We start from the raw sequence: 26,794 nt of genomic DNA, 5'->3' as shown, positions 1-26,794 counted from the left end.
AAAAACAAAAAAACACAAAAAGGATGCGGTAATGGCCATAACCCCTCAGATCACTTCATCACGGCAAGGCGGCGCGAAAACCATCTTCAACGTGACCAGCGGTAACTTCCTCGAAATGTATGACTTTATGGTGTTTGGCTACTATGCCACCGCCATCGCTAAAACCTTCTTTCCCGGCGATGACCCCTTCGCCTCACTGATGCTGACGCTGATGACGTTCGGCGCAGGCTTCCTGATGCGTCCGCTGGGGGCGATTATTCTTGGCTCCTATATTGACCAGCACGGACGCCGTAAGGGGCTGCTGCTGACGCTCGGGCTGATGGCGATCGGCACGCTGACCATTGCGGTGGTGCCCGGCTACAGCACCCTTGGCATGGCAGCACCAATCCTGATCCTGCTTGGCCGCCTGTTGCAGGGCTTCTCCGCCGGGGTTGAGCTGGGCGGCGTATCGGTCTATCTGTCGGAGATCGCGCCGAAGGGCAAAAAAGGGTTCTATGTTAGCTGGCAGTCCGGCAGCCAGCAGATCGCGGTGATCTTCGCCGCACTCTTGGGGCTGCTGCTCAACCATCTGCTGGATAAAGGTGAAGTAAGCGAGTGGGGCTGGCGTATTCCCTTTGTCATCGGCTGTATGATTGTGCCTTTCCTGTTCTGGATCCGGCGGATGCTGGAGGAAACCGAGGCGTTCAGCCAGCGTAAACATCATCCGACTATGGGGCAGATTATGCATTCAGTGGGCAGTAACTGGGGGCTGATCCTTGCGGGGATGCTGATGGTGGTCACCACTACCGTGATGTTTTATATGATCACCGCCTTTACCCCCACCTTCGGTAAGACTGTGCTGATGATGGGCGACAGGCAGAGCTTCTTTGTTACCCTGTGCGTGGGTGTCTCTAATCTTATCTGGCTGCCGGTAATGGGTTCGCTGTCGGATCGCTATGGCCGCCGCCCGCTGCTGCTGCTGTTTACCGTGCTGATGGTGGTCACCGCCTGGCCGGTACTGCACTGGCTGGTTGGCTCCCCCAGCCTCGCCCATCTGCTGGAAGCCGAGCTGTGGCTCTCCTTCCTCTACGCCAGCTATAACGGGGCGATGGTGGTCTACCTTACCGAGGTGATGCCTGCTGAAGTACGCGCGACCGGGTTCTCGCTGGCCTATAGTCTGGCAACCGCGCTGTTTGGTGGTTTTACCCCAGCAATTTGCAGCTATCTGATTCATATCACTGGAGATAAAGCGATGCCGGGTGTATGGCTGACAATTGCAGCGCTGTGCGGGCTGGTGGGTTCACTGGTGATTAAGCGGCTGGTGAAGCAGTATCAGGTGCGGCGTTTGAAAGAACCGGCAATTCAGGTGTGATCGCTACCCAGGGGCGGGGCTTACTGCCCCTGGGTAGAAGGTTTATTTAGTGACGGTTTCCATACCCATCAAACCAATCTTCAGATACCCGGCCTGACGCAGCTTATCCATTACGTTCATCAGGGTTTCATAATCCACTGATTTATCCGCCTGGAAGAAGATGGTGGTGTCTTTCTTGCCCTGGGTCTGCTGGGTCAGCGTTTCCACCAGCGTTTCCGGAGTGACTGCATCGTTACCGATAAACAGCTGACGGTCGGCTTTGATCGACAGATAGACCGGTTTATCCGGACGCGGCTGTGGCGCACTGGTGGAAGCAGGCAGATTGACGCGTACATCAACGGTAGCCAGCGGTGCAGCGACCATAAAAATAATCAGCAGCACCAGCATGACGTCGATAAACGGCGTCACGTTAATTTCGTGCATTTCACCGTTGCTATCGAGATCTTCGTTTAAGCGCATTGCCATGATACTTAACCTACCCGCAGTTTCTGCGCAGACTGAACGCGATGAGCGCCTTCGCTGGCAGCGAGGTCAAGGTCGCGGCTCTGTAACAGCAGAACCTGTGCCGCTACGTCGCCCAGAGAAGCTTTGTAGCTGCCGATCATACGGGCAAACACGTTATAGATAACCACCGCAGGGATAGCGGCAACCAGACCAATAGCGGTTGCCAGCAGCGCTTCGGCAATACCAGGCGCTACCACCGCCAGATTGGTGGTCTGGGTTTTGGCAATCCCGATAAAGCTGTTCATGATGCCCCAGACCGTACCAAACAGACCGACGAATGGCGCGATGGCACCAATGGTCGCGAGGAAGCCGTTACCACGGCCAGCATGACGACTGAAAGCTGCAACGCGGCGCTCAAGGCGGAATCCGGTACGATCTTTGATGCCGTTGTTATCGTCAGAGCCGTTAGAGAGCACCAGCTCATTTTCCGCTTCTTTTACCAGCAGAGCACTGAGGCTGTGGCCTTTAAAGCCCTCACAAACCTGTGACGCTTCTTCCAGCGAGCGAACATTCGCCAGCTGCTGCTGCTCACGCTTCAGGCGCTTACGCGCCGCGCTCAGTTCAATACTTTTACTGAAGAAAATAGCCCAGGTGACAACGGATGCCATCAGAAGACCAATCATCACCGTTTTAACTACGATGTCTGCATGCTGATACATGCCCCAGACGGATAAATCCATCTGCATCAAATCATTTGTCACGCTGTGTCTCCAACGTCTAATTGCTGAGAGCGAAAATTTCTTCGCGGATCATACCAAAACAGCGGGGAATTGATAGTAGTTCTCATTACTATTTACAACTTTTTGGCTATTTATTGCGCATTTTGTTCATCGCTGCTGGCTGAAATCGCACTGATGGTGAATTTTCATCACTTATCCGCCTGCTGAATACCCCCCTGAACGGCTGGCGTGTTAACGTTGAAAAAAGGGTAAAAATGATACGGGATTTTTATGACCAGCGAAAAAATTGAGACCGCACTGATTCGTGCCGGACGCAGCAAACGTTATACCCAGGGATCGGTTAATGCCGTCATCCAGCGGGCTTCATCACTGGTGTTTGATTCGGTAGCGGATAAGAAACGCGCCACTGCCGGGCGGGCAGACGGCGAACTATTTTATGGACGCCGTGGCACCCTGACTCACTTTTCACTTCAGGAAGCGATGACCGAACTTGAGGGCGGTGCAGGCTGCGTGCTCTATCCGTGCGGTGCAGCGGCGGTGGCAAATGCCATTCTCGCCTTTGTTTCCGCCGGGGATAACGTGCTGATGAGCGGCAGCGTATATGAGCCGACGCAGGATTTCTGTACCAAAATCCTCAGTAAAATGAGTGTGACAACCACCTGGTTTGATCACAATATTGGCAGTGAGATTGCCGAACTGGTGCAGCCGAATACGCGCGTGGTGTTCCTTGAGTCACCGGCGTCGATCACCATGGAAGTACAGGATGTCCCGGCCATCGTTGCAGCGATCCGCAGTAAAGCCCCTGAAGCGATTATTATGATCGATAACACCTGGGGCGCCGGGATCTTATTCCGCGCACTGGAATTTGGCGTGGACATCTCGATTCAGGCCGGAACCAAATATCTGATTGGTCATTCAGACGCGATGATCGGCACGGCAGTCGCCAATGCGCGCTGCTGGGAACAGCTGCGGGAAAACTCCTATCTGATGGGACAAATGGTCGACGCAGATACCGCCTATATGGCCAGCCGGGGTCTGCGTACGCTGGCAGTGCGCCTGCGCCAGCATGAAGAGAGCAGCCTGCGCGTGGCGCACTGGCTGGCAGAACGCCCTGAGGTAGCGGTAGTGAATCATCCGGCGCTGCCGCAGTGTAAGGGCCATGCGTTCTGGCAGCGCGATTTTACCGGTAGCAGCGGCCTGTTCTCTTTTGTACTGAAGGAGAAACTGAGCGATACGCAGCTGGCGCATTATCTCGACCACTTCCATCATTTCAGCATGGCATACTCATGGGGCGGCTATGAGTCGCTGATCCTTGCCAATCAGCCGGAGGAGCTGGCGGCGATCCGTCCGGCGGGCGGTGTGGATTTCACCGGTACTCTGGTTCGTCTGCATATCGGGCTGGAAAACGTGGAGGATCTGATTGACGACCTGGCCGCAGGTTTTTCTCGCCTGAGCCGCTAAATACGGCGAGTATCAACAATTGATCAACGGCGTTGTGGGTTCGCGCCTTTGATCAAGGTGTTGAAAGATATTTACAGTTACACTAACCACAAGGTTTTTAATCGCGTCAAGGCTGGATGAGGAATGGGTGTACTACAAGAGATTGTTACGGCGCTCTGGCATCAGGATTTTGCCGCGCTGGCCAATCCTGATGTGATTTGGATTGTTTACGGAATTATGTTCCTGACGCTGCTTTTAGAAAACGGTCTGTTACCCGCCGCATTTTTACCGGGTGACAGCCTGCTGCTGCTGGCAGGTGCGATGATCGCCAAAGGTGTAATGGACTTTATCCCGACCCTGCTTATTCTCACGACGGCCGCCAGTCTGGGCTGCTGGCTGGGCTATATTCAGGGGCGCTGGCTGGGCAATACACGGCTGGTTAAAGGCTGGCTGCTGCATCTGCCGGCACAGTATCATCAGCGTGCCTGGAATCTGTTTAATCGCCACGGTCTGATGGCACTGCTGATCGGCCGTTTTCTGGCCTTTATTCGTACAATTCTGCCAACGCTGGCGGGTATTTCGGGCCTGAAGAATGGCCGCTTTCAGCTTTTTAACTGGCTGAGTGGGCTGCTTTGGGTAACGATTCTGGTGGGCTTCGGCTACAGCATCAGTCAGGTGCCGTTTATTAAACGCCATGAAGATCAGGATGGCCTGCCTGATGATCCTGCCGCTGGTGATGCTATCTTTGGGCCTGATTGGCAGTATTGCGTTGGTATGCAAAGGGAAAAAAGCCCGGTAATCACCGGGCCAGTCTGACAACGGGGCAACAGCGATTGCCCTTACCCCGCTCTTAAACCTGTTACAGCTGCTCTGCGGTTTTCTCAACCAGTGCCAGCAGGACTTTAATATCCTGCAAGGTCACGGTTGGATTTAGTAACGTCATCTTCAGGCAGGTTACCCCGTCAGACTCCGTCACACCCACGTTGGCACGGCCGGAATCCAGCAGCGCATCGCCAATTTTCTGATTCAGCAGTGCAATGGCCGCATCGTCAGCGCCCGCCAGCGAGGCCGGACGATAGCGGAACAGCACGCTTGCCAGCTGCGGCTGCATAACCAGCTCCAGCGAAGGCTGGCCGGTGACATACTCCGCTACCTGCTGCGCCAGGGTCACACCGTGGTCGATGATCTCAGCATACTGCTGCTGACCTAACGCTTCCAGGCCCATCCACAGTTTCAATGCATCAAAACGGCGGGTGGTCTGCAACGATTTGGATACCAGGTTTGGTACGCCCTGCGCTTCGTCAAACTCAGAGTTCAGGTAAGCGGCCTGATAGCGCATCAGTTCATAGTGACGGGCATCTTTTAACAGGAAGGCGCCACAGCTGATGGTCTGGAAGAACTGCTTGTGGAAGTCCAGAGTAATGGAGTCCACCAGCTCAATGCCGTCCAGATAGTCGCGGTATTTGTCAGACAGCAACAGCGCGCCGCCCCATGCCGCATCCACGTGAACCCAGATCTGATGTTTTGCCGCCAGTTCAGCAATCGCTGGCAGCGGGTCAATAGCGCCCGCGTCGGTTGTGCCTGCGGTGGCCACAATCGCCAGAATATGTTCGCCGTTAGCCTGCGCCTGTGCCACTTTTTCGGCCAGATCGTTGATGTCCATCCGCGCAAAGCGGTCGGTTTTCACCAGGGTGACGGCCTGGTAGCCCAGCCCCATCAGCGCCATATTTTTCTGCACGGAGAAGTGGGCATTTTCAGAACAGAGCACTTTGATCTTACGCAGGTCGCCCGGCAGGCCATCCTGCTGAACAGAGTGCCCCTGACGGGCAAAGTACGCATCGCGCGCCAGCATCAGCCCCATCAGATTGCTCTGGGTGCCGCCGCTGGTGAACACGCCAGCGTCACCCGCCGGATAACCCACCTTAGTTCGCAGCCATTCGATCAGCTTCATCTCAATGATGGTAGCTGACGGACTTTGATCCCAGGAGTCCATACTCTGGTTGGTGGCGTTAATCAGCACTTCAGCGGCCTGGCTAACCACCAGGCTCGGGCAGTGAAGATGCGCGACACACTGCGGGTGATGAACCGACAGGCTGTCTTTTAAGAAGAACTCAACCGCACGCTCGATCGCGGCCTGGTTACCCAGGCCCTGAGAGGTGAAGTCCAGCTGGATGCGTTCACGCAGTTCAGCAACGCTTTTACCTTGGTACATTTCAGGCTGTTGCAGCCACTGCACCACGGCTTCGCTGGTCTGTTTGATCGCTTGCTGGTACGCATCGGTGCTTTGCGCCGAGGCGGCCAGTATCGGGTTTAACCGGGACATCAACTTAACTCCAGTCAGACAGGTTTTACGCCAGAAGAGAGCAGCGCAAGTTCAAATTTATCCAGGAAAACACCCAGTTCCTGATTGGAGATCAACAGGGATGGCAGCAGACGCAGTACACAACCGTTACGACCACCGCGCTCCAGGATCAGACCATTTTCGAAGCATTTTTTCTGGATCAGAGCCGACAGATCGCCATCAGCCGGGTAGCAGCCCATCTGATCCTGCGCTTCCTGCGGCTTAACAATCTCGATACCGATCATCAGGCCCAGGCCGCGAACGTGACCAATCACCGGGTAACGTTTTTGCAGTTCAGCCAGCTGACCTTTCAGCCACTCGCCCTGCTCCGCGACTTTAGCGGCAACGTTGTTGTCTTTCAGAATCTTCAGCGTGGTCAGGCCGGTAGCCATCGCCAGCTGGTTGCCACGGAAAGTGCCGGTATGGTGGCCAGGGGACCAGGCATCAAATTTCTTCTTAATGCCCAGCACTGCCAGTGGCAGACCGCCGCCGACTGCTTTTGACATCACGATAATATCTGGCTGAATGCCAGCGTGCTCGAAGGCGAAGAATTTGCCGGTACGGGCAAAGCCAGCCTGAACTTCATCGATGATCAGCAGAATGCCGTGCTCTTCGGTCACTTTACGAATGCGTTGCAGCCACTCGATCGGTGCCGGGTTAACGCCGCCTTCTCCCTGAACCGCTTCCAGAATCACCGCCGCAGGTTTGCGTACGCCGCTCTCAACGTCATTGATCAGGTTTTCGAAGTAGTAAGTTAATGCTTTAACGCCAGCATCACCGCCAATGCCCAGCGGGCAGCGGTACAGGTGCGGGTAAGGCATAAACTGCACTTCCGGCATCATGCCGTCGACGGCTTCTTTCGGTGACAGGTTACCGGTCACCGAGAGTGCACCGTGGGTCATACCGTGGTAGCCGCCGGAGAAGCTGATTACGCCAGCGCGGCCGGTGTATTTCTTCGCCAGTTTCAGCGCAGCTTCAACGGCATCCGCACCGGAAGGGCCGGTGAATTGCAGGCAGTACTCTTTACCCTGTTCTGGCAGTAATGAGAGCAGGTATTCTGAGAACTGATCTTTTAACGGCGTGGTCAGATCAAGAGTATGTAACGGCAAGCCGCTGGTAATGACATTCTGGATGCTCTGTAAAACGTCCGGATGGTTATGTCCAAGAGCCAGCGTTCCCGCGCCAGCAAGGCAGTCAAGATATTGATTATTTTCAACGTCAGTGATCCAAACACCCTGAGCTTTCGCAATTGCAAACGGCAATTTACGTGGATAGCTCCTTACATTAGATTCAAACTCAGCCTGTCTGGCTAAATAGGCCTCATTGTTACCATCAAAAGATTTAGCATCTAAAGTATCAATACGGACTTTATCCGTCATCATATCTCTCCTACAACCGGGGTGTGAGTAACACCGCAGTTGAATATTTTAAAATTAAGTATGGCTACCATGAATAAAACGCGGCCAATATATGGCTTTTTACCTATCTTCTCAATAATTTCTTTTATTTAGATTTTTTTACTATTTATCAATATGTTGTTGATGTTTTAGCCCGTAAACCTTTGATATAATGCCCCCCGCAGGATTATATCCCTACCCCACCTGGCGCATTCGGGTCATCTCTTCTCCCGGCGTCACGCCAAAATAGCGTTTAAATTCGCGGGAAAACTGCGACGGACTCTCATAACCGACTTTCATTGCAGCCACGCTGGCCTTCATCCCTTCCTGCAACATCATCATACGCGCCTGATGCAGACGATAGCTTTTCAGGTACTGCAACGGGGAAGTGCTGGTAACCGCTTTAAAGTTATGATGAAAGGCAGAAACGCTCATATTGGCTTCCGCCGCCAGCAGGTCAACGCTGAGATTATCGGTGAAATGGTGTTCTATACGGCGCAGCGCGCGGGCAATCTGGCTGAATTGCGTCTGGCGGCTGACCAGCGCCAGCAGCGCACCTCCGCATGGCCCCTGTAATACGTGATAGAGAATTTCGCGCACAATCTGCGGCCCCAGCACGCGGGCATCACGCGGATGGCTCATCACGTCCAGCAGCCGTTCGGTGGCGCACAGCATCTCCCCGGTCAACAGCGCAGAGTGAATGCCACGGGTCTGTGGTTCCGGGTGGAAACCATCATCATCACCAATATCAATCAGCAGATCCTGAAGTTTAAGGGCATCCACGCGCAGGGAAATCCCCGCCAGCGGCTTTTCCGGCGTGGCAAACGTTTCACACTCAAACGGCAGCGGGACGGTAAGCATCAGATATTTGGTGGCGTCATACTGGAATACGCTGTTACCGAGGTAGCCGGTTTTCTGGCCCTGGAACAGGATCACGATAGCGGGCTGATACATCACCGGCTGGCGCGACCAGTAGCGGTCAGCGTAGATCAGGCTGATCCCCGGCACCGGCGCCAGCTCTGCTTTCTCGTTTGTCACCAGGCCGATGACCTGTTGCGCCAGTCGGGCGCAGATTGCCTGTCGATCCATAATTGCTTCCGCTCGCTGAAAGAGTACCGGCGTCATCATCGCCCGCACGCGGTTATTTCTCCAGCCATTTGGAGAATCAGGCAAGAAACAGGCAGAAATGTGCATTGAGCTAAATACGCCCGCTGGCGACAATTGAAACCATACTTCAGCCGATGCCCCACTCACCAGGACTGTCAAAAATGAATAATTTCGTACTGCATACGCCAACACGCATTCTGTTTGGCAAGGGTCAGATTGCCCACTTAGCCGCTGAGATCCCTGCCGACAGCAAAGTGCTGATCACCTTTGGCGGCGGCAGTGTGAAGAAAAACGGTGTTATGGATCAGGTTTACAGCGCGCTGCAAGGCTTCGACGTGCAGGAGTTTGGCGGAATTGAACCGAACCCAAGCTTTGAAACCCTGATGAAGGCCGTGGAGGTGGTGAAAAGTGAAAACATTACTTTCCTGCTGGCGGTCGGCGGCGGTTCAGTGCTGGATGGCACCAAGTTTATTGCTGCTGCGGCTTTCTATCCGCAGGATCCATGGCATATCCTGCAAACCGGCGGGGCGGAGATCGAGCAGGCGCTGCCTGTCGGCTCTGTGCTCACCCTCCCGGCCACCGGTTCAGAATCTAACCGCAGCGCGGTAATTACCCGCCGCGCCACCCACGATAAGCAGGCTTTCCGCAGTAATCACGTGTTCCCGCGCTTTGCAGTGCTGGATCCGGTCTATACCTATAGTCTGCCACCACACCAGATTGCTAACGGCGTAGTCGATGCCTTTATTCATACTATTGAGCAGTACCTGACTTACCCGGTCGATGCCCGGGTGCAGGATCGTTTTGCCGAGGGTCTGCTGCTAACGTTGATCGAAGAGGGCCCGAAAGCGCTGGCTGATCCGGAGAACTATGATGTGCGCGCCAATGTGATGTGGAGCGCCACCATGGCGCTTAACGGCCTGATTGGCGCAGGGGTACCGCAGGACTGGGCAACCCATATGCTCGGCCACGAACTCACCGCGCTGCACGGGCTGGATCATGCACAAACGCTGGCGATTGTGCTGCCTTCGCTGATGAATATAAAGCGCGATACCAAGCGTGAGAAGCTGTTGCAATACGCTGCGCGTATCTGGGGCCTGCATGATGGCAGCGATGATCAGCGCATCGACGGTGCCATTGCCGCCACGCGTAGTTTCTTCGAACAGATGGGCGTACCAACCCGCTTTAGCGATTACCAGCTCGACGGATCTTCCATCCCTCAGCTGCTGAGTAAGCTGGAAGAAAAAGGGCTGACCGCTCTGGGTGAGCGCCAGGACATTACTCTTGAGGTCAGCCGTCAGATTTATCTGGATGCCCGCTAATCGCCTCCCGTTATCTGTGTATCAGCTAGACTTAAGCCATCAACCGGTGCCATGCACCGGTTCACCCGCTGATAAGGAGATAACATGGCAGATCAACCAATTATTAAACTGCACGATGGCAATATGATGCCGCAGCTCGGGCTGGGTGTCTGGCAGGCCAGCATTGATGAGGCACGCGCCGCCGCCGTTAAGGCACTTTCTGTTGGTTATCGCTCCATTGATACCGCCGCTATTTATAAAAATGAGGAAGGTATCGGCCAGGCGTTACAGGAAACCGATGTGGCGCGTGACGATATCTTTGTCACCACTAAACTGTGGAATGACGATCAGCTTAATGCAGCACAGGCGCTGGAAACCAGTCTGAAAAAATTACAGGTTGAGAGCGTTGATCTCTATCTGATGCACTGGCCCTGCCCGGCTAAAAACAATTTCGTTGCGGCCTGGAAGGCGATGATTGAACTGCAAAAGCAGGGGCTGACCAAAAGCATTGGGGTATGTAATTTTAACGAACCGCATCTGAAACGCCTGCTGGATGAGACCGGTGTCAGCCCGGTGGTCAACCAGGTGGAGCTGCACCCGCTGCTGCAACAGCGCACCCTTCATGCATGGAATGCCCTGCATCAGATCCAGACCGAATCCTGGAGCCCGCTGGCGCAAGGGGGGAAAGGCGTATTCGATCAGGATGTGATTAAAAAACTGGCGAAAAAGTATGATAAAACCCCGGCGCAGATTGTGATTCGCTGGCATCTGGACAGCGGCCTGGTGGTGATCCCGAAATCAGTGACGCCGTCGCGGATTGAGGAGAACTTCAAGGTGTTTGATTTCCGTCTGGAGAAGCCGGAAATTAGTGATATTGCGACGCTGGATCAGGGCCATCGGCTGGGGCCGAACCCGGATGAGCTAAATTAGGGATTGCGGTAAGAGATAGATCAGGGTCAACACGACTGGATTTATACACCGCAGGGGTCAGCCATGCCTGACCCCTGCTACCGGAGGAAGTATTCCCCGCCCGACTAAAAGGCAGCTACACGCCCACTATCCAATCTGAACTGAAGGCGCCACTACCATCTGCCCCGCCGTGCCACGATCCGCCATTTCCAGCGTCTGACTGTAATAGGTAAATGGGAAATGCTCAGACGATGGCTGGGTAAAGGAGACAAACAGCTCGACGTCACCATCCACCCAAACGGTATCTTTCCAGCCACGATCTTCCGCCATCGGCTGCGCGCCATTAACGCTCTTAATCAGGAACATGACCCCCTGAATATGGAACGACTGCGGCGTATCGGCATGAATGATCCAACGCTCAAAGCTGCCCTGCTGCGCCTGAACGTCTATCCGCGTCATATCCCACAGCGCGCCGTTAATCCCCGGCATCGAATCCCCAAGGCGGAACTCACGGGTGCGGCTGACGGCCCCCTCAATCATCTGATCCGCCAAAAGTCGCATCGGTAAGTTATCGGTCACTAACGGCAGCAGCCCTGTTGGACGCAGGGAGAGAATTAAAGTAGAGGTCAGAATTGAAGATGGCTCAAAGAAACCACGCAGACGATCAACAATCCCTGCGGCCTCTCCGGCAGTAATCGATACTTCATCCCCCTGAGACATATCCACGAGGATTTCACGTCGTTCGCCCGGAGCCAGCGACAGCTGATCCACCGCCACCGGGGCAGGCAGAAAACCCTGATCGCTGGAGATAACATTAAACGGACGACTATCGCTCATCCGCAGCTGATAACGGCGCGCGTTTGATGCATTCAGCAGGCGCAGGCGCACCCACCCACGGGAAACCTCAAGGTACGGATTCTGAACGCCATTCACCAGCAGCGTGTCACCGATAAATCCACCGCTGCCAGGCGGGTCATATTCCGGCGCGCCAAAATTATCCAGACGCTTATCCTGAATAATCAGCGGGAAATCATCCACGCCGTAGTGGTTAGGGATAGGTAAGGACTTACTAACTTCATCCTCAACCAGCCACATCCCCGCCAGGCCGTTATAGACATGGGGAGCCATGCGATTGGGAGTGTTAGCATGATACCAGCAGGTCGCCGCTGCCTGACGAATAGGCACAACGGGCGCCCAGTCAACGCCAGGGGACATCATGCGGGCCGCTCCCCCCATCAGCACGCCTGGTACCTGTAAGCCGCTTACCGTCATGGAGACCGGCTCACTCAGGCGGTTGCTGTAGATCAGCTTGACGTCATCACCGCTCCAGACGCGCACCGTCGGGCCAAGATAGAGGCCATTTAGCCCCCACACCGGCACCTTATTGCTGCCGTTAAACGCCCAGTGACTGCGTTGCAGAGTCAGGAACAGGGGCTGCCCGCGACGTGACTCAATCAGCGGTGGAACAGGCAGAGGATTACCCTGCCCTGCTCCCGCTGCGCGGGCACGGGAAGGAATAGCGGCAGCACAGAGGGCAATCCCTGAGGCTTGAATAAACTGACGACGACTGAAGGACATACCCACTCCGTAAGCCAAAAATCGGCCGCCGCAGCGACCCTATTCCATTTTTATCATTATGCGCGGGCTGTGTTTCCGCGTGATGTGCTGTCGCTGAGGGCGGACAGCGCGACCGGATCGCCGGCCACCTGGTTAATTTATAGCTTACCGGACGCTTCCCGTGCGGCGACTTCGGCATTTAACTCATCCAGCTTCGCTGACATCAGCTCACGACAATGGGTCGCCAGCTTACGTACCGACTGCTCGGCAAAAGCCTGAGTATCGACAGGCGGCAGCATTTCAACAATTGCCAGGCCATTTTTCAGTCGGTTCAACTTAATTTTACCGTGAGTATTGGAAACCACCACAGGGATAATCGGCACCCCCGCAGCAACAGCCGCGTGAAAAGCGCCCGTTTTAAACGGCAGCAGCCCACGCCCACGGCTACGCGTTCCTTCGGGGAACATCCAAAAGGAGATCTTTTTACGTTTAAACTGATCCACCAGTTCACCAATGGTACCGTGCGCTTTGGCGCGGTTATTACGATCAATCAGCAGGTTGCCTGTCAGCCAGTAGAGCAGGCCAAAAAATGGCACCCACAGCAGGCTACGCTTTCCGACGGTGACCGTCGTTGGCTGAACCATTTTTGCTGCCGTAATCATGTCGTAGTTGTTCTGGTGATTGCAGATATAGATCGCGTTGGGGTAGTTTTCCGCCCCTTCAGGCTTGCGCAGCTCAACCTTGAGGCCAAATACCGGTGCCAGACGGCCAAAAAGATGACCAAAAGTAGCGACGTGGCGCGGATCTCTTGGGCTGAACAGACAGTAGATGCAGCCAAACACACACAGCAGTATCGAATAGATCACCACGATGAAGATACGTAAAATTGAGAGCATCACAACCTCATTAAGGACTTGCAGGTATCGCGTCAGGCGCTTCCGCGCGCTGCCTGCGCTTATTATATTCGTTCCGACATCGTCCTGGCCTGCATGAGAACGCACAGGCCAGGCAAGATGTTACTCCTCGCTGTTATCCGCTGACGCTTTACGCGCCGGGCCTTCAACATCTACCCGATCAATACGCTGCAGGCCACGCGGCAACAGGGTGCCCCGGCGGCCTCGTTCAGCGCGGAACTTCTGTAGGTCAGCCGCTTTCAGGGTCAGCTTACGCTTACCAACGTGTAGCGTAATATCGCTCTCTGGCGTCAGCAACAGCAGCCAGGCAAGCTTATCTTCACCCGAGGCCGCCTGAGCGGATGGAATGGAGACGATCTTATTGCCTTTGCCTTTCGACAGCTGCGGCAGATCGCCCACCGGGAACATCAGCATACGCCCTGCGCTGGTTATCGCCAGCAGCAGATCGTCATTGCTGTGGATCGCCATCGGCGTCATCACTTTGGCATTAGCAGGCAGGGTCAGCAGCGCTTTCCCGGCACGGTTGCGCGATACCAAATCACTGAAGGTACAGACGAAACCGTATCCCGCATCCGAGGCCATCAGCAGTTTCTGATCGTCATCTTCCATCAACACCTGTTCAAACGCAGCACCTGGCGGTGGCGTCAGCTTACCTGTCAGCGGCTCACCCTGGCCACGAGCCGATGGCAGCGTGATCGGTTCCAGCGCATAGCTGCGCCCGGTGGAGTCAATAAACACCACCGGCTGGTTGCTTTTACCGCGTGCGGCAGCAAGATAGTTGTCCCCGGCTTTATAACTAAGACCCGCAGGATCAATATCATGCCCTTTAGCGCTGCGCACCCAGCCGCTTTGTGACAGTACGATAGTGACCGGCTCGGACGGCACCAGCTCATTTTCGCTGATAGCCTTAGCTTCATCGCGCTCACGCAGCGGCGATCGACGCGGATCGCCGTAGGCATCGCTGTCAGCCTGCAACTCTTTTTTCAGTAAGGTATTCATTTTGCGTTCTGACGCCAGAAGACCTTCCAGATAGGCGCGCTCTTTTTCCAGCTCATCCTGCTCACCGCGAATCTTCATCTCTTCCAGCTTGGCGAGATGGCGGAGTTTCAGTTCAAGGATGGCTTCAGCCTGAATTTCAGAGATGTCGAAACGCGACATTAATACCGGTTTCGGTTCATCTTCACTGCGAATGATATGGATCACATCGTCAATATTGAGAAATGCGACCAGCAAACCGGCGAGGATATGCAGGCGCTTCTGCACTTTTTCCAGACGGAAGTTCAGACGACGACGCACCGTATCACGACGGAACACCAGCCATTCGCTAAGGATTTCCAGCAGGTTTTTTACCGCCGGCCGGTTATTCAGGCCGATCATATTCAGGTTGATACGGTAGCTGCGCTCAAGATCGGTGGTGGCAAACAGGTGGTTCATCACCTGCTCCATATCCACGCGATTAGTACGCGGCACAATCACCAGACGCGTTGGGTTTTCATGGTTGGACTCATCGCGCAGGTCTTCGACCATCGGCAGCTTTTTGTTACGCATCTGTGCTGCAATCTGCTCCAGCACGCGCGCCCCGGAAACCTGATGCGGCAACGCCGTAATCACCACGTCGCCGTCTTCTTTCTTCCATACCGCACGCATACGCACCGAGCCACGGCCGCTCTGGTAGATTTTACGGATCTCGTTGCGTGGCGTAATAATCTCCGCCTCGGTTGGATAATCCGGCCCCTGAACGATATCCAGCAGTTCATCAAGGGTCGTTTTTGGATTATCGATCAGCGCGATGGCCGCTTTCGCCACCTCTTTGAGGTTGTGCGGCGGGATATCCGTTGCCATCCCGACGGCAATACCGGTGGTGCCATTCAGCAGGATGTTCGGCAGACGCGCCGGGAGCATCGACGGCTCCTGCATGGTGCCATCAAAGTTTGGCACATAGTCTACCGTACCCTGCCCGAGTTCCCCCAGCAGCACTTCGGCATACTTCGACAGACGTGACTCGGTATAACGCATCGCGGCGAAGGATTTCGGATCGTCCGGTGCCCCCCAGTTCCCCTGACCATCGACCAGCGGATAACGATAGGAGAAAGGCTGCGCCATTAGCACCATCGCTTCATAGCAGGCACTATCGCCATGCGGATGGTATTTACCCAGCACGTCACCGACGGTACGGGCAGATTTTTTGAACTTGGCGTTGTTGCTCAATCCCAGCTCTGACATCGCATACACGATGCGGCGCTGAACCGGCTTGAGGCCATCACCAATATAAGGAAGCGCACGATCCATGATGACGTACATGGAGTAGTTAAGGTACGCATTCTCGGTAAAGGTATGCAGGGCAAGGCGCTCTGCACCATCCTGCGTCAGATCAGTCATTGTTCTCTCTTCCTCACATCGCGGCGCGTTAAAGGCCAGCAACTCCGCAGCACACAGCGGTAAGTTTGGCGAGGATAGTACCTTATCAGGGGCAGGTCTGTCACAGGGTAAACAGAACAGAGGGGGAGCGTTTATTCAATAAGCTTTAGGTGAAAACAAAAACAATAATATACCTATCATTACCAAAAAAAATATTTATGCGTAAATAATTACAAAATAACTCTTTTACTATATTTAAATCATTGGAAACGAACTAATTTGCTGCTCTGACGCAGCTTGCATTGGCATGGAAAAAAAGCGTTTTAAATAAAGACAAGGATATGAAAATGACTCCACACCTCCGCCTTTTAAAATCCCCAATTAAAAAAACAAAATCAGTAAAACCATTTTTCCGTGTTGCACCAGTCTGTTTAATGACATGGGTGGCATTATCTTACATCACACCTGTACAGGCGAAGGTTATCGCTGATGTAAACCAGGTGCTAAAACCAGGCGTCACCCTCAACTCCAATAATTCCACCACGGTAAACATTAACGCCGCCTATACAAATGGAATTTCACATAATAAATTCACCCAATTCGACGTCAGCAAACATGGATTGGTGCTGAATAATAGCGCTGAAACTTCAAAGACCAACATCGGTGGAATTATTGCAGGCAACAGCAATATGGCAAATGGGCCAGCTGGACTGATTATTAATGAAGTAACCTCAAATCGTGGCAGCCTGTTAAATGGAATGATCGAGGTTGCCGGGAAAAAAGCAAGCGTAATTATTGCTAACCCCTCTGGTATTAACTGTGATGGCTGCGGATTTATTAATACCGGTCGTAGCACACTGACTACCGGCAAGGTGAAACTTAATAATGATGACCTTTCCGGAATCAATGTATCCTCTGGAAATATAAGTTTTTCCGGAAAAGGTATGAATGATAATTCTGACTATACCTCTTTCCTCGCCAGAGCAATAATAGCTAACGCGAAGATTGAAACAAAAGATCTTCAGGTGGCTGTTGGCACCAATAATTACGTCATGACGGGTAACAATAGATTATTCACCGGACACTGGAACACATCTTCATCACCGGTGGACAATACTCTCTATGCCTTGGATGTTTCATACTTAGGCAGTATGTATGCTAACAAAATCACTCTGATGGCTAACAACCCGAACGTGGGGATCAGAAACGGCGGAATTATTTCAGCAACATCGAATCTTTATATGGATGTTAATGGAAACATTATTAACTCCGGCCATATGGAAGGCGCAAGCAGGGTAACAACGAATGCTATTGCATTGAATAACAGTGGAAAAATCAGTGGTGGCGTAGTTAATCTTAATACTAAGACTAACCTGACTAATAGCGGAAAAATATCCGCATCATCTGCTCTAAAACTCACTGGAAACCTAATCAATAACAATCGCAGTGAGATTACATCAGATGGAGATATAAATATAACCGCAGGGCAAAACTTCTATAACAATAGCGGATTAACTTTCACTAAAAATGGCACGATCAATATTAATAGCATCAAAACCTTTAATGATGCAGGGTTGATTTCAGGCAATGGTGTGAACATTGCTTCAAACTCACTTTCTAATAACAAAAGTAAAAGTTATATATCACCAATAACTAACATCATGACTACTAAGAGCGGGGGAATTATAGCAACCAACGATATTAACATTGAATCTTCATTAATTAATATCGATGGAAACATACACTCAGATTCAGGAAATATTTCTGTACTTACTACAGGCAATGTGAATAACCATAACAGTCAAATTTCAGGGAAAAACATCACAATAAATAGCATTAATTCGAATCTATCTGGAGCAAGGATCACAGCAGATAATAATATTAGTTTGCATGCTAAAACTGTTAGCAACTATGAAAATACTGGCACCGTCATTAATGCAGGAAAAAACCTGTCTATTACATCAGAAACTGGTTATACCAATTATGCGTCATTAAATGCAGGTAATAACCTCAAAATCACCAGCACGGGTAATTTTACCAATCTGGGAAGCATTATTGGTAATAATGACATCACAATTACCGCACAATACATTGGTAACAATAAAAACATTACCACTGATGGAGATCTCACACTGAGTTCACAAGGCATTATTAATAATAGCAGAGGCGCAACTATAAGCAGCGGTGGTAAAACTAAGCTATTGGCACCCACTAATTTTTATAACGCTGGCAATATCCTGGCAACCCAATCGGTCGATATCCAAAGTCCTAAAATTTCTAATAAAGGATACATCTCATACTGGTAAACACTTATTTTAAATATTAACAATACTATTTATCATTTAACAAAAAACATTTCATAAGCCTCACTTTTTTGTGGGGGATATGTTTTGCACTTTAATATCCATGAGGAATCACTAATGAATAAATATAGTTCAGCACTAAGATCTGGTAGCCAAAAAATGAAATCAAAAAAATCAAATTTCCGCGTTTCATCCATATGTTTAATGACATGGATGGCATTCTCTTACATCACACCTGTACAGGCGACGGTGACAGCTGGTTTAGACCAGGCACAAAAGCCAGGCATTACTTTCAACCCCAATGGATCCACTACAGTAAATATTAATTCCGCGTCTCCAAATGGAATTTCACATAATAAATTTGTCCAGTTCGACGTCAGCAAGCATGGATTGGTGCTGAATAACGGAGCAGAAAGTTCGAAGACTAACATCGCTGGAATGGTTGCAGGCAACAGCAACATGGCTAACGGATCAGCCGGGTTAATAATTAATGAAGTAACCTCAAATCATGCAAGCCAGTTAAACGGTATGATCGAAGTTGCAGGTAAAAAAGCAAATGTGATTATTGCCAACCCCAATGGCATCAACTGTGATGGTTGCGGATTTATTAATACCGGGCGTAGTACACTAACTACTGGTAATATACTGTTAGATAATGACAATCTTGGTGGGATCGATGTAACTACTGGTAATATCACCATTTCCGGGCGAGGCATGAATGATAATGCCTCCGACTACACTTCTTTACTGGCCAAAACAGTAAAAGTGAATGGCTATCTTCAGGCGAAAGATCTCCAAATCATGACTGGCGTTAATAAAAACGTCACTATTAAAAACAATCAACTAACCAACACAGCACCAGGTCTGGTAAAATATGAAAAATCTACCGGGCTGGATGTTTCTCGGCTCGGAGGCATGTTTGCAAATAAAATAACTCTTATAGCCAATCAGAAAGGATTTGGTGTCAGTAACAGTGGTGGCTTTATTTCTGCCGCGACAAATCTAAATATTGACACTAATGGAGACATTTCAAATACCGGCACAATCATTGGTGCTGAATTTGATATTACTGCAACTAACTTCACTAACAAAGGATTATTAAACTCACGTTCCACCATCGGAATTAATGGGGGTAATATCAATAATATTGAAGGTGGCAAGATCAAATCAAGCGGGAATATGACTATTGCCGCCAATTATATCTTCAACCAATATTCCAGCACAATCCAGAGTGATAGTAAGTTAAATATTGACGCGGTTACCCTTTACAATAGAGCCGCTTTGGTTTCAGGTAAAGATGTGAATATTAACTCAAATAAATTAGTAAATTACTCTAGCGATAGCTATGCTGGTGGTGAAGCAATCGGAGGAATAAAAGCAACCAATGACATTAACATTGCCGGCGATGATCTATACATTGGACGCAATGGTCATATAAAATCTGACTCGGGTAACGTTTTTGTGTCAGCTACCAGCAAGATACATGGCGAGCAAAGTCATATTTCAGCAAAAGATATTACACTTGAAACCAAAATTTTTAACCTTTCTGCCGCAGATTTGAAAGCAAAAAATGATATCGTCATACAATCTAATTATATTGATGACAATACAGCAACTACGATTAATGCAGCCAAAAACTTAACTATTTTCTCAATGAGTGGCCTCACAAACTATGGAACATATCAGGCAGGTAATGATATTAGCTTGACCAGTTTCGGTGACGTTAATAACTATGGTTCTATCGGTGCTGATAACAATACCAATATTGACGCGATAAATATCACTAACTACCGAAACATTCACAGTGGTAAAGACCTTACTATAAATACCTATGGAAATATCACTAATAACTCAGCGATCGTCAGCAGCGGTAATATTAACCTATACGCACCGGAATCATTTACTAATAACAGTATTGTTATGTCTACCGGATCTACCGATATTCACAGTAAAAAAACCACTAACCACGGGATAATCCGACAGAAATAACCCGGTTAAAATCAATATAAAACACGATAATTAAAAATAAAAATCCGCGCAGAAATGCGCGGATTTATAATGGAGATAGCTTTGTGAAGGCGAACATTTGCCGAACAACTCTTGTATTTATTTTTTTAATGATGCTGACCACTTCGGCAAAATCATCAAATACATTCAATAACCTAGAGCAACAAAATGTGCATCAGAGGCAACAGCAGAAAGCGTTGCAGTCACAGCTTGATACCACGGGAAAGGAAGTCCGTGGTGAGGATACCCGCTCAGCTGATAATATGCACAGCTATGTAGATACACCTTCCTGCAAACTGATAACTAATATAATTATTGATAAGGATCCCGAGATACCTTCATGGTATCCGTTGCAGCGTATTGCTGATGAGGCTAAAGGGCACTGCATGAACGCCCACAATATAAAAGTTGCCATCATTACTTTGCAAAATAAACTTATTGGCAGCGGTTATATCACTTCCAGAGTCAATCTCCCTGACCAGAATATTAACAGCGGCAACCTGGAGCTAAAGGTCATTGCGGGAAAGGTGGGGGAAATATATCTCTCAGAAAAAAGCGACACCTGGGTCACAACGCGGAATGCTTTTCCGATGAGTTCGGATGATATTCTCGACCTGCGTGATATTGAGCAAGGTCTGGAAAATATGCAAAATATCCCCTCCACTTACGTGCATATTAATCTTGTTCCTACAGCAGAACAGGGAGTAAGTGATGTTTCCATCGATCGCGCACAGGACGCTTACTGGCGGGTTGCCGGATGGATGGACGATGCAGGAAGTAAATATACTGGCCGCTATCAGGGCGGCCTTGCTCTTTATCTGGATAATATTACTTCGCTGAACGATCTATTTTATGTCTCTGTTGGGAAAAGTCTGCAAAATAATCGGCACAAGGGAAATAAAAACAGCTCGATGAGCTATTCGGTTCCGTATGGCTACTGGTCGCTGAATCTCTACGCCAGCCAAAACGAGTATCATCAGCCACTTTCCGGAGAGCTGTCTAATTATCAGTACCAGGGGAAAAGTAAGTACCTTAGTGCCAGGGTGAACCGGGTTTTGCATCGCAGCGCTCGACAAAAAACCACCTTCAGTTCACAGGTGATAAAAAGAGACTCAAATTACTATATCAGCGACACCGAACTTGAGTTACAGCGGCTGGATTTGACTAATTTACGTTTCGATCTCGCCCATCGTCATTATATCCGCGACATGGTATTCGACGCCGATCTGAGCTGGCAAAAAAATATGCGTTGGTTTGGCAGTGAAACAACCGCCAGCGCCCGTTACGGTAATGCCAGCGACAGCAGTCATATTATGACTCTGGATCTTCAGGCAGCGATCCCGTTTCAGTTCGCAGGTATCGGGATGAGCTATCAACCGCACTTCTTCTCGCAGTATGCGCCTGGCCAGCTGATATCTCAGGATCAGTTCAGTATTGGTAACCGCTGGACGATACGAGGTTTTGACGGCGAAAACACCCTGATGGGCGACCGTGGCTGGTACCTGAGCAATACGGTCAATATCAACCTGCCAGAGTCCTGGAGTAACCAGTTTTATCTGGGAGCCGATGTCGGGCAGGTTTCCCGTACACGCCAGGATTGGATTTCCGGCCGCACACTGATGGGTGGCGTTGCTGGTGTGCGCGGATATAAATGGCACACCGGCTATGACCTTTTTACGTCTGTGCCGCTGTCAAAACCTGATGGGCTGGCTACTAACGACCTCAACCTCGGCTTTACGCTACAGTGGATGTACTAATCCTCTGTAATATCTTGTTTAACCGAGCGGTTAAAAGAGACGTATAACCCACGATGTCTGGGTCACGCATGCGTGGCCCATCAAAGGTTATGATTTCACCGCTAACCATTGCGCGACTATCTGCTGATATTCCCCGGTGGCTTTACTCAGGTGCAGCCACTGGTCAACGTACATCTTCCAGCTGATATCATCACGCGGCAACATCCATGCCTTCTCACCATATTGCAGCGGCTTCTCCGGATTGATGGCGCACAATGACGGATAACGCTTCTGCTGATAGAGCGCTTCAGAAGCATCAGTGATCATCACATCCGCTTTCTTATCCACCAGCTGCTGGAAGATGGTGACGTTATCGTGAAATAGCGTCAAGTTAGCCTGCGGCAAATAAGCATGTACAAAGGCTTCATTGGTGCCGCCTGCCGGTTCAATCAGGCGCACAGACGGCTTATTCATCTGCTCAACACTGCGATATTTCTTTTTGTCGGCACAGCGTACCAGTGGGATTTTACCATCAGTATCCAGCGGCTCGGCGAACCAGGCTGTCTGCTGGCGTTTTAGCGTTACCGATACACCACCTAATGCGACGTCACACTGCTTGCCGATAAAGTCAGGCGTCAGGGTTTTCCAGGTGGTCGGCACCCATTTCACTTCAGCACCCAGGCTTTTTGCCAGCGACTGCACCAGAGAAATATCAATGCCTTCATAGCTACCATCAGTACGCAGATAGGTATAGGGCTTATAGTCTCCGGTAGTACACACTACCAGCGTTTTACTCTGCATAGCCCGATCCAGATGTGATTGCGCACTGGCGCTTCCTGCCACCAGCAGAAGGGCCACAGCCCCGATTTTTATCATCATATTTCTCTCATTGTTATTATCAGCGCACGCATTGTTGCTTAAAACGCAATAGTATTGTGATCAATACCACATTTTTCTTTGTACTCTTGTCCATTACACTCTACGAAATTGCACACAGCCGAGACAAATTTATGAGCAAGATTTTAATTATTGATGCAGGAAAAGCCTTCGCCCACTCAAAAGGCGAGCTGAACCATACCCTGACTAACGTTGCCGCCAGCTTTCTGCGTGACGCGGGTCACCAGGTTGATGTGACCGTACTGGACGACGGTTACGTGGTCGCCGACGAGATTGAAAAATACCTCGCCGCAGATACCATTATCTATCAGATGCCGGGCTGGTGGATGGGCGAACCCTGGACGCTGAAAAAATATATCGATGAAGTATTCACCGAAGGCCACGGTAAACTGTATGCCAGCGATGGCCGTACCCGCTCCGACGCTGCAAAAAAATATGGCTCCGGTGGCCTGTTACAGGGTAAAACCTATATGCTGTCGCTGACCTGGAATGCACCATTACAGGCCTTTACCGACCCGGAACAGTTCTTTGAAGGCGTGGGCGTTGATGGCGTCTATCTGCATTTCCACAAGGCGAATCAGTTCCTCGGCATGGATCCTCTGCCGACCTTTATCTGTAACGATGTTATCAAACAACCGGATATTGAGGGCGATATCGCACGCTATCGGACTCATCTGAGCGCGATTTTTGCTTAACTAAAGACTCACCCATCGAGTTACATCGAGTAAAAGGAAACAGTATGCTGACCGTCATCGCAGAAATTTGTATCAAACCAGGACGACGTACTGCCGTTTTACATGCGATTGAGAAGCTCACCCCAACCGTGCTGGATGAAGAGGGCTGCGGTAGTTACCAGGCGCTGATTGACCATAAAGCGCAGGTGCCGTGGAAACAGTATTCTCCGGACTCGATTTTTATGGTCGAACAGTGGGAATCACTGCGCCATCTTGAACAGCATCAGCAGACTGACCATATGGAAGCACACCGTACCGCCATTAAAGATGATGTGGTGGATGTGAAAATCTATGTACTGGAACCCGCGCAGTAGCGGTCAGGATCGGGTAAATCATCGGGCGAACCGTCTTTGGTTCGCCTTTTTTTACAGCAGTGTTTTGCTGGCGAACTGTTCGCTGAGATAATCGAGGAAGCAGCTGATACGCGCTGAAAGCGTACTGTTGCGGTAGTAAACAGCGTGGATAGGATGGTACATCTCACGGGTTTCAGCCTCCAGTACCGGTACCAGTCTGCCTGAAGCCAAATCTTCGCGGCTGAGAAAATCTGATACCCGGGCAATACCCATACCATTCACGGCCAGCTGGCGCAGCGTTTCACCGCTTGATGCCATCACCGTTGGTTTGATGTGTAAAAATTCCCCCTCCGAACGCCATACCGGCCAGATATTGTGCTGTTCAAGATTGCAGAAGCCAAGCAGGCGGTGTTTATCTACCATTTCCGCCACGCTCTGCGGCACGCCGAACTCTTCCAGATATGCCGGGCTGGCCATCAGCCGCAGTCTGCTGCTGCCGAGGGCACGGGCATGCATGGTGGAGTCGCGTAGTTCGCCAATGCGGATGGCGATATCAGTCTGCTGCTCCAGCAGGTCGATCACCACCTCATCAGTATTCAGCTCCAGCTGGATCAGCGGAAAACGACGTGAGAACTCGGCCATCAGCGGCACAATGACATGCAGCATAAACGGCGTAGCAGCATTGACACGCAGCCGGCCGGATGGGATCTCGCGCCGCTGGGCAATCTGCTCTTCGGCGGCCTCCACCGAACGGATGATCTGACGCGCGTGCTCAAGAAAGATCTGCCCCTCTTCGGTCATCGCAATACGGCGGGTGGTACGATGCAGCAGTGTGGTTTGCAGTTTGCTTTCCAGCCTGCTGAGGGCGCGGCTGATGCCGGAGGTGGTCTGATTAAGCTGTTCCGCTGCCGCGGGTGATCGAACCGGTATCGACCACAACAACCCACGCACGCAGCTCTTCAAGGGTGATTTTCAATGGCGGATCTTCGGCTGAGGGGTGATAGGGGCGACGGATAAACGTCGCCCCCGACAATGACTGCACCGGGGTTGGTTACACTTCGATTTCGGCAGTATCGCCTTTTTCCTGTAACCAGTTGCGGCGGTCTTCAGAGCGCTTCTTCGCCAACAGCATATCCATCACTGCCATGGTATGTGGCAGATCCTCATCGCTAATGGTTAACTGCACCAGGCGGCGCGTATTGGGATCGAGCGTAGTTTCACGCAGCTGTAGCGGGTTCATTTCACCCAGACCTTTAAAGCGCTGTACGCCCGGCTTGCCTTTTTTGCGCTTAAGTTTCTCAAGGATGATGGTTTTCTCCTCTTCATCCAGCGCGTAATGGACTTCTTTGCCAAGATCGATGCGGTAAAGCGGCGGCATCGCAACATAAACGTGACCATTTTTTACCAGCGTGCTGAAGTGGCGCACAAACAGCGCGCACAGCAGTGTGGCAATATGCAGACCATCGGAGTCCGCATCCGCAAGAATGCAGATCTTGCCGTAACGCAGCTGGGTCAGATCGTCACTGTCCGGATCGATGCCGATCGCCACCGAAATATCATGCACTTCCTGCGATGCCAGAACCTCATCAGAGGAGACTTCCCAGGTATTCAGGATCTTACCTTTGAGCGGCATGATCGCCTGATATTCACGATCGCGCGCCTGCTTGGCTGAACCGCCCGCAGAATCCCCTTCCACAAGGAACAGCTCGGTGCGGTTTAGATCCTGTGCTGAACAGTCGGCCAGTTTACCAGGCAGTGCCGGCCCGCTGGTCAACTTTTTGCGCACGACTTTTTTCGCTGCACGCAGGCGGCGCTGGGCGCTGGATATTGCCAGCTCCGCCAGCATTTCTGCGATCTGAATGTTCTGATTCAGCCACAGGCTGAAGGCATCTTTCACTACGCCAGAAACGAAGGCCGCGCACTGTCGGGATGAGAGACGCTCTTTGGTCTGCCCGGCAAACTGCGGATCCTGCATTTTCACTGACAGCACATAGGCGCAGCGATCCCAGATATCTTCCGCTGACAGCTTCACGCCACGCGGCAAAATATTGCGGTATTCGCAGAAGTCACGCATCGCATCAAGCAGCCCCTGGCGCAGGCCATTAACGTGCGTCCCGCCCTGCATGGTCGGGATCAGGTTAACGTAGCTTTCCGTCAGCAGCTCGCCGCCTTCCGGCAGCCACAGCAGCGCCCAGTCCACCGCTTCCGCCTCACCGACAAACGTACCTACAAAGGCTTTTTCCGGCAGCGTCGGCAGCCCGTTAACCGCTTCCATCAGGTAGTCGGTCAGGCCATCGGCGTAGCACCAGGTCTGCTCGGTATTGTTTACTTTGTCTTTGAAGACAATTTCCACACCCGGGCACAGTACCGCTTTGGCTTTCAGCAGGTGGCTCAGGCGCGAAACTGAGAAGCGCGGGCTGTCGAAGAAGGATTCATCCGGCCAGAACTGCACGCGGGTACCGGTGTTACGTTTACCCACGGTGCCGGTAACTGTCAGGTTCTGTACTTTATCGCCGTTTTCAAACGCCATTTCGTGCACTTCGCCATTACGGCGAACGGTGACTTCTACGCGCTTTGACAGGGCATTAACCACCGAGATCCCCACGCCGTGCAGGCCGCCGGAGAACTGATAGTTTTTGTTGGAGAACTTACCGCCGGCATGCAGGCGGCAGAAAATCAGCTCAACGGCCGGCACGCCCTCTTCAGGGTGAATATCCACCGGCATGCCGCGCCCGTCGTCGATCACTTCCAACGACTGGTCAGCGTGCAGAATCACTTCCACGCGTTTAGCGTGACCGGCCAGCGCTTCATCCACGCTGTTGTCGATCACTTCCTGGCCTAAATGGTTAGGACGCACGGTATCGGTGTACATACCCGGGCGGCGACGCACGGGTTCAAGGCCGCTGAGAACCTCAATGGAGTCAGCGTTATAGCTGGATTGAGTCATCGTAACAATCTGATTGGTGGT

19 protein-coding genes and 2 pseudogenes are annotated in these 26,794 nt (G+C 51.4%); 10 read left to right on the top strand and 11 right to left on the bottom strand.

Annotated elements, in window-relative coordinates:
- Nucleotides 1-31: 31 nt before the first annotated feature.
- A complete protein-coding gene (locus tag GN242_RS03045; protein ID WP_156286890.1) occupies nt 32-1,351 on the top strand; it encodes an MFS transporter in 1,320 nt (439 codons plus the stop codon).
- A 42-nt stretch (nt 1,352-1,393) separates the two neighbouring features.
- Here GN242_RS03045 and exbD read toward each other — a convergent pair whose 3' ends face one another.
- Nucleotides 1,394-1,816 carry a TonB system transport protein ExbD gene (gene exbD / locus GN242_RS03040; RefSeq protein WP_156286889.1) on the bottom strand — a complete coding sequence of 141 codons (423 nt, stop codon included), beginning with the start codon at nt 1,814-1,816 and terminating at the stop codon, nt 1,394-1,396.
- Between the two features lie 5 nt (nt 1,817-1,821).
- Nucleotides 1,822-2,556, bottom strand: coding sequence for a tol-pal system-associated acyl-CoA thioesterase (gene exbB, locus GN242_RS03035; protein WP_156286888.1), 735 nt, complete (start codon nt 2,554-2,556; stop codon nt 1,822-1,824).
- Between the two features lie 249 nt (nt 2,557-2,805).
- Between exbB and metC the strand changes: the two genes are divergently transcribed.
- Nucleotides 2,806-3,996 carry a cystathionine beta-lyase gene (gene metC / locus GN242_RS03030; protein WP_154753013.1) on the top strand — a complete coding sequence of 397 codons (1,191 nt, stop codon included), beginning with the start codon at nt 2,806-2,808 and terminating at the stop codon, nt 3,994-3,996.
- 123 nt (nt 3,997-4,119) lie between these two features.
- Nucleotides 4,120-4,774 (top strand): annotated as a pseudogene (locus GN242_RS03025) (DedA family protein).
- Nucleotides 4,775-4,834: 60 nt separating this feature from the next.
- Here the strand turns inward: GN242_RS03025 and GN242_RS03020 are convergent.
- The 3 genes from GN242_RS03020 to GN242_RS03010 form a co-directional block, all read right to left on the bottom strand.
- Nucleotides 4,835-6,298, bottom strand: coding sequence for a pyridoxal phosphate-dependent decarboxylase family protein (locus GN242_RS03020; protein ID WP_154753015.1), 1,464 nt, complete (start codon nt 6,296-6,298; stop codon nt 4,835-4,837).
- Between the two features lie 14 nt (nt 6,299-6,312).
- Complete coding sequence (locus GN242_RS03015) at nt 6,313-7,698, bottom strand: diaminobutyrate--2-oxoglutarate transaminase (RefSeq protein ID WP_195918360.1); 1,386 nt, start codon at nt 7,696-7,698, stop codon at nt 6,313-6,315.
- 210 nt (nt 7,699-7,908) lie between these two features.
- Nucleotides 7,909-8,802, bottom strand: a complete 894-nt coding sequence (locus GN242_RS03010) for an AraC family transcriptional regulator (RefSeq protein WP_156286887.1) — start codon at nt 8,800-8,802, stop codon at nt 7,909-7,911.
- A 179-nt stretch (nt 8,803-8,981) separates the two neighbouring features.
- Here GN242_RS03010 and yqhD point away from each other — a divergent pair, with 179 nt between their 5' ends.
- Complete coding sequence (gene yqhD, locus GN242_RS03005) at nt 8,982-10,139, top strand: alcohol dehydrogenase (RefSeq protein ID WP_154753017.1); 1,158 nt, start codon at nt 8,982-8,984, stop codon at nt 10,137-10,139.
- Nucleotides 10,140-10,223: 84 nt separating this feature from the next.
- Complete coding sequence (gene dkgA / locus GN242_RS03000; protein WP_154753018.1) at nt 10,224-11,048, top strand: 2,5-didehydrogluconate reductase DkgA; 825 nt, start codon at nt 10,224-10,226, stop codon at nt 11,046-11,048.
- A gap of 126 nt (nt 11,049-11,174) precedes the next feature.
- Here dkgA and ftsP read toward each other — a convergent pair whose 3' ends face one another.
- The 3 genes from ftsP to parC form a co-directional block, all read right to left on the bottom strand.
- Nucleotides 11,175-12,605: a cell division protein FtsP gene (ftsP, locus tag GN242_RS02995; RefSeq protein WP_154753019.1), complete on the bottom strand. Its 1,431-nt coding sequence runs from the start codon at nt 12,603-12,605 to the stop codon at nt 11,175-11,177.
- A 137-nt stretch (nt 12,606-12,742) separates the two neighbouring features.
- Nucleotides 12,743-13,480, bottom strand: a complete 738-nt coding sequence (locus GN242_RS02990) for a 1-acylglycerol-3-phosphate O-acyltransferase (RefSeq protein WP_154753020.1) — start codon at nt 13,478-13,480, stop codon at nt 12,743-12,745.
- A 120-nt stretch (nt 13,481-13,600) separates the two neighbouring features.
- Nucleotides 13,601-15,877: a DNA topoisomerase IV subunit A gene (gene parC / locus GN242_RS02985; protein WP_154753021.1), complete on the bottom strand. Its 2,277-nt coding sequence runs from the start codon at nt 15,875-15,877 to the stop codon at nt 13,601-13,603.
- A 326-nt stretch (nt 15,878-16,203) separates the two neighbouring features.
- On the opposite strand from parC, the gene GN242_RS02980 reads away from it, so the two are divergent.
- The 3 genes from GN242_RS02980 (at nt 16,204) to GN242_RS02970 (ending at nt 21,923) form a co-directional block, all read left to right on the top strand.
- Entirely contained in the window at nt 16,204-18,162 is a 1,959-nt protein-coding gene (locus GN242_RS02980) for a two-partner secretion domain-containing protein (protein WP_197094761.1), read from the top strand.
- A gap of 114 nt (nt 18,163-18,276) precedes the next feature.
- Nucleotides 18,277-20,148 (top strand): filamentous hemagglutinin N-terminal domain-containing protein, encoded by a 1,872-nt coding sequence (locus GN242_RS02975; RefSeq protein WP_156286885.1) that lies wholly within the window; start codon nt 18,277-18,279, stop codon nt 20,146-20,148.
- A 188-nt stretch (nt 20,149-20,336) separates the two neighbouring features.
- Nucleotides 20,337-21,923: a ShlB/FhaC/HecB family hemolysin secretion/activation protein gene (locus tag GN242_RS02970; protein WP_197094760.1), complete on the top strand. Its 1,587-nt coding sequence runs from the start codon at nt 20,337-20,339 to the stop codon at nt 21,921-21,923.
- 87 nt (nt 21,924-22,010) lie between these two features.
- Here GN242_RS02970 and GN242_RS02965 read toward each other — a convergent pair whose 3' ends face one another.
- Nucleotides 22,011-22,781 (bottom strand): transporter substrate-binding domain-containing protein, encoded by a 771-nt coding sequence (locus GN242_RS02965; RefSeq protein ID WP_374189544.1) that lies wholly within the window; start codon nt 22,779-22,781, stop codon nt 22,011-22,013.
- Nucleotides 22,782-22,912: 131 nt separating this feature from the next.
- On the opposite strand from GN242_RS02965, the gene GN242_RS02960 reads away from it, so the two are divergent.
- Together GN242_RS02960 and GN242_RS02955 are read left to right on the top strand one after the other, a co-directional pair.
- Nucleotides 22,913-23,494, top strand: a complete 582-nt coding sequence (locus GN242_RS02960; protein WP_154753025.1) for an NAD(P)H-dependent oxidoreductase — start codon at nt 22,913-22,915, stop codon at nt 23,492-23,494.
- Nucleotides 23,495-23,538: 44 nt separating this feature from the next.
- Nucleotides 23,539-23,847 (top strand): putative quinol monooxygenase, encoded by a 309-nt coding sequence (locus GN242_RS02955; RefSeq protein ID WP_154753026.1) that lies wholly within the window; start codon nt 23,539-23,541, stop codon nt 23,845-23,847.
- Between the two features lie 51 nt (nt 23,848-23,898).
- Here the strand turns inward: GN242_RS02955 and GN242_RS02950 are convergent.
- Nucleotides 23,899-24,802, bottom strand: a pseudogene (locus tag GN242_RS02950) (LysR substrate-binding domain-containing protein).
- Nucleotides 24,803-24,877: 75 nt separating this feature from the next.
- Nucleotides 24,878-26,773 carry a DNA topoisomerase IV subunit B gene (gene parE, locus GN242_RS02945; protein WP_156286883.1) on the bottom strand — a complete coding sequence of 632 codons (1,896 nt, stop codon included), beginning with the start codon at nt 26,771-26,773 and terminating at the stop codon, nt 24,878-24,880.
- Nucleotides 26,774-26,794 lie beyond the last annotated feature (21 nt).

The organism is Erwinia sorbitola, from assembly GCF_009738185.1.
Classification (GTDB): Bacteria; Pseudomonadota; Gammaproteobacteria; order Enterobacterales; family Enterobacteriaceae; genus Erwinia; species Erwinia sorbitola.
Note: the sequence above shows the minus strand (reverse complement) of the source record. Positions and strands in the feature narration are given on the sequence as shown.